Below are 5,280 nucleotides of genomic sequence, written 5' to 3'. Positions count from 1 at the left end.
GACTTTTAATAGTATCTATACCATTTAGGATAGATACTTTATTAAAAGGGTTTTATATTAATTTCTAAAAGATCTTATTTCACTTGTAAACCCTCAATTAAAATCAAAAAAGACTATCCTTGAATAGTTTTCAAAGATAGTCTTTCCTTACACATGATTACTTTGTTTTATGATTAAAATGTTGAATAATCACTTCAACAATTCTTCTAGAAGCTTCGCCGTCTCCATATGGATTAGATGCTTTAGACATTTTTGCATGTGCCTCTTCATCCGACAACAGTTCATCGGCTAACGAGAAAATGACTTCTTCGTCAGTTCCAGCAAGCTTTAATGTACCAGCATCAATTCCTTCAGGACGTTCTGTCGTATCACGCAAAACAAGAACAGGTACGCCTAAAGAAGGTGCCTCTTCTTGTACACCACCAGAATCAGTTAGAATTAAATGCGATCTTGCAGCAAAGTTATGGAAATCGATCACATCTAGTGGTTCAATTAAATGGATTCGATTGTCATTTCCTAAAACTTCATTTGCAATTTCTCGAACAACAGGATTCATGTGTACAGGATACACAACTTGAATATCATGATGTTTTTCGACTAAACGCTTAATCGCTTTAAACATATTTCTCATTGGTTCCCCTAAATTTTCACGACGATGTGCAGTCATTAAGACTAATCTGTCGTTACCAATCTGGTCAAGAACAGAATGAGCATACTCTTCTTTTACGGTTGTTTTCAGTGCATCGATCGCAGTATTACCAGTAATAAAAATTGTTTCTTCCTTTTTATTTTCAGCTAATAAATTTTGTGCTGATTTTGTCGTAGGAGAAAAATGTAAATCCGCCATGACGCCAGTTAATTGACGGTTCATTTCTTCTGGGTATGGTGAATACTTGTCCCAAGTACGTAAACCCGCTTCAACATGACCAATTGCAATTTGATTATAAAAAGCTGCAAGACTAGCAATAAAAGTTGTTGTCGTATCACCATGAACTAATACAATGTCCGGCTTTACTTCTTGCATAATCTTATTTAAACCTTCCAAACCTCGAGTTGTTACATCGATTAAAGTTTGGCGGTCCTTCATTATATTTAAATCATAATCAGGCGTGATTTCAAAAATTTCAAGAACTTGATCCAACATTTGACGATGCTGAGCTGTAACCGTCACAATGGATTCTATTTGATCAGGATGTTTAGCTAGCTCAAGCACTAGTGGCGCCATCTTAATCGCTTCTGGTCTTGTTCCAAAAATTGTCATTACTTTAACAGTCAAAATTCTTTCCCCTTTCAAAAACAAATCGGCTTATTGAAATATGTATCTATCTATTGTATCTTAACTGAAGAAATAAAGACATTTTTTACCACGAAAAATACCGTTTATTCCTCTATTAAAATGATCAATTTTAAAAATTAATCGGCTTAATCCCTAATAAGTTCTTTAACTAGTAATTATTCGATTCTATACACTTAGTTTCCCACATTTTGAAATCATTCATACTCGATGTAAATAATAATAGAAGAAAAAAGCACAGTTCCTTCTACTCAAGAATTCACTGTGCTCTCCCGAAATACTTAATGAACTAATTTTACTTGTAACTCATCAATTAGCCTCAAAATCTCTGAACACATTTTATCCATACAGTAATTTTCCTTCACAAATTCAACTAGTTCTTTCCTAGACCCTTTTCTACTATCCGCAATGTACTGCGCTGCTCGATCGAGTGATTCGAAAATATACTCATCAGGGAAGATCGTTCGAGCTCCTTCACGATTTAATACAATTGGCACAGCGCAAGAAGCCATCCCTTCAACGGGTGCTAAGTGAAAACTTTCATAATCGCTAACTGATAAGACATAACCAATCGACTCAAGCCATTCCGCTGAATCTCCCCACTCTTCAAACTGAATTTGATTACGATAGTGGGATTTCTCAATTTTTCGAAATAAACTTGTATAATAATCCTGCTCTTGTTGATTATTCCAAACCCACGGAAACTCTTTCGGATGCTTCCCTTTTATCGAAAGAGTATATCGGCTGTCTTTTTCGTATAACTTTTCAAATATCTCAAGTGCTCGATCTAATCGTTTTAACTTCGGAACATATCCAAGTAATCCAATTCGAAAATCTGCATCATATTGCTTAGGCAAATGGAATCGATCGACATCAACACCATTTTGAATGACAATCATCTTTTCTCTAGGAATTCTTGCAACACGATGGAATTCCTCAAATATATAAGAAGAAATCGCAATAATCTTATCAATCTTCGTAAAATCAAATCGTTCTGGAAAAGGGGTATTCATTTCAAAACGATGCATTCTAACGATTAATACTTGATGATCTTTTTTATGCTCCTGATACCAAATGACATTTCCAAGTCCCCACTCGCAAAAAAGAACATCCGCCCAATTAACGATTTCTAAACTTTTACCAACTTGATGAATTGTATGGCCTTCCCATAAATCTATTTTTATTTCAATGTCACTTCTAGTTTCAAACCTCTTAATCGCTTCGTTAATAAATTTTAAATCATGCCCTATAATCGCCAGTTTCATAAAAACAGCTCCTTATACTAAAATACTCTCAATTTTGTCTCGGCTAATGGCTTGTTCATAGGCATCTCGATAAAAATTAAACTCATCAATTTCAAAAAATTGAACGCCAGCTTTTGAGAAATGGCCAATTGTTGATTTGTTGTCTAAAAGACTGATAAATTCACTTGGGCGAATAAATCTTGTCGCCTTTTTACAAATCAATGCTTCGTCAATATGGCAATCATTTACGTAGTTATAGCTATTTCCATTGCCTTTAGCAATAATCGTATCATTCGTATACTTAGTCGCTAACATCAAGTCTCTTAAATAATTCTCACCATAATAATGGGCTAGATTAATCGGAGCAATATAATTCGAATCAACAAGATCATTCAAACTAAAATAGTGATGGCAGTAATCAATAAGGTAAGTTTTAATATCCCCGAGATTGTTTTGATTAAAAATATTTAGATAACCATCAAACAGGTCGAGTAAGATCACTAGTTTTTTTCGTTTGATTCCTTGTCTAGTGTAAATTTCCATTAACTTTTCATAGTCAGCTTTACTTCGAACAATCCCTACTAATGTAGCAGTCTCTTCATTCTTTTCGAATGGTAGATTGATAATATTTAATAAATCTTCCACTCGATTCGTATAAGTGTGTTCCTCTAATACTTTACGTAATGTGAGTAAACGGTTTTTCTTATAAAAAGTCTCATCTGAGTAATAATTAGAAAGTCGTTCCTTCATCAGTTTTTCATTATCGGTAGCAGTCACAATGTCTCCAAACATTCTGTGAATCCCTTCTGAATTGGAACTAATAATTGGGGTATTACTTGCCAATAACTCAAATACTCTCCGGGCAAACATTGTCGGAGATTTCGTAATACTATTTACGTTTAGTGCTACTTTATATCCTTTATACGCAATATCGATTTCATTTTGTTTTAAGTTTCCAACAATAAATGGCTTATACTCATCAGGAAACTGATTAGGACTTGTTGGATTATGATAGTTTCGGTCATAAATATCTAGTCCAAATTCCTTCGAAGCATTGACTAGCTTCTCCATCGCATTCGTACGTTCAGGAAACTTTTTACCGTAATAAGCTCCAGCGAAAACTACCTTCTCTTTACGTGGAAGATATTCAATTGGATTGTGAATTTTTGGTTGAGCAGCAAATGGTAAACAATAAACATTTTCACAGCCTTCTGCGACATAGTTCTGTACTGATTCAAAATCAGTCGTGAATACATAATCAAAATGCTTAGCTGTATCGATAAAAGCTTGGTAATGGAACGGATCTTCTTTATTCCAAAAAACGGTGGGGATATAGTGTTCTTTACACCAATAAACTAGTTTTAATAGTTTCGTATGATTTCTGTGATTTTTCGTACCAATCTTATCCTTCCAAGCTCCTTCGTTTCCAAGCCATGCAGACTCACAAAAGAAGAAATCGATTCGATGTTTTTTGAACTCATCTAACCAATTCTCAGGAGTGACTTTTACAAGTTGAAATTCATAATCGAAGCATCGTGTTGTAAATTCGTCTGCAATAAACCCAACTCGAAAGTCCTTAATTTCTTTCTTTTGTTTAATTAGGTGAATATTTTCGCTTTCATTCTTTTTATATGAACCCATTAATTTAGCATGGAATAGATGAAGCGTGGCAGCACCTGTCATGTAAATCGAAAAAGAAACCGATTGAATCTCTTTCTGACTAAATTCAGATAGATCAATTACCTCGTCTATATGAAAACTTAATGTACTTGAGTTGTTCTCGTTATCTATTAGTCGTAACTCACAAACAACCTCACTTTTACCGCTGACAAAGCCAGTGATCCCAAATCTAGTAAATAATTTACTTCTACCTTCATTAAAAAGTAAATCCCTTAATTTTGTTTCATCTATATAATCAATGACAGCAGTCTGCCTTACTAGTTTGTTATGAAATAGTGTTTTCTTTTCCTTCTGAAACTTTTGAATACCTTTTGAGACTGTAAAATCATCAGCTGAAAATGGAAGTAACTCATGATTTTGAAAATAAAAGGGTTCATCCACATTCATTAATTCCTGCAGCATCATCTTTGTGTCATATTTTTCATTACGTAATCTAGTAATTTGTTTTTCGATTAATTCTTTTAACATAAATGACCCCTCATTTTCTTTTTAAATACTTCAAGAGCTTCCAATACTTCCTTGCTAATTTTCCAAACTTTGAATTCCTAAACGTTTCATAATTTAATTGCAGCTTTTGATATTCTTCTTGCAATTTTTCATATTCATACGAACCAAATGACTGCTTTACTTCGTTTACAAGAACATAATCATCAAGCCCCATCATAAATTCCTCATGCTCTACGATTAAATCCAACTGACGAAATAATTGCTCTTCCATTCTTTTTTCCAATTCCATCACCTTATCAGATAGGAACTCATTTTGTTTCATTAATAATTCATTTTGTCGCTCAAGATTCGCATCGAAATCCTCATTCGAAACCTCTATTAAATTTGGTTTAAAATTTACAGTTGTTGAATCAACATGACTACTATTCAATAATTCACTATTCTTCATTTCAAACCTCCAGATCAGGATAAACACTATATTCAATAAAGATGTGTTTATTAAAAAAAGAAAATATTATGATTAATTTAAGATTAACGATTTTATGTGAATCTAAATAAGTGTCCATGTTAAAAAAATGTAAAAAAAAATAACTGCCAATGCAAAACTTGCAATGA

The 5,280-nt window shown here is 33.4% G+C and carries 4 protein-coding genes; all 4 read right to left on the bottom strand.

The annotated features are described in order from the left end of the window. Nucleotides 1-157: 157 nt before the first annotated feature. The 4 genes from wecB to CN514_RS23500 all read right to left on the bottom strand — a co-directional run bounded on the left by wecB (nt 158) and on the right by CN514_RS23500 (nt 5,113). Entirely contained in the window at nt 158-1,261 is a 1,104-nt protein-coding gene (gene wecB / locus CN514_RS23515) for a non-hydrolyzing UDP-N-acetylglucosamine 2-epimerase (protein WP_483295033.1), read from the bottom strand. Between the two features lie 314 nt (nt 1,262-1,575). Continuing rightward, nucleotides 1,576-2,559 (bottom strand): glycosyltransferase, encoded by a 984-nt coding sequence (locus tag CN514_RS23510; RefSeq protein ID WP_098234646.1) that lies wholly within the window; start codon nt 2,557-2,559, stop codon nt 1,576-1,578. A gap of 12 nt (nt 2,560-2,571) precedes the next feature. After that, complete coding sequence (locus CN514_RS23505; RefSeq protein WP_098234645.1) at nt 2,572-4,686, bottom strand: CgeB family protein; 2,115 nt, start codon at nt 4,684-4,686, stop codon at nt 2,572-2,574. 10 nt (nt 4,687-4,696) lie between these two features. After that, nucleotides 4,697-5,113, bottom strand: coding sequence for a hypothetical protein (locus CN514_RS23500; protein WP_098234644.1), 417 nt, complete (start codon nt 5,111-5,113; stop codon nt 4,697-4,699). Nucleotides 5,114-5,280: the final 167 nt, after the last annotated feature.

The organism is Bacillus sp. AFS001701 (assembly GCF_002559405.1).
Lineage (GTDB): Bacteria > Bacillota > Bacilli > Bacillales > Bacillaceae_G > Gottfriedia.
Note: the sequence above shows the minus strand (reverse complement) of the source record. Positions and strands in the feature narration are given on the sequence as shown.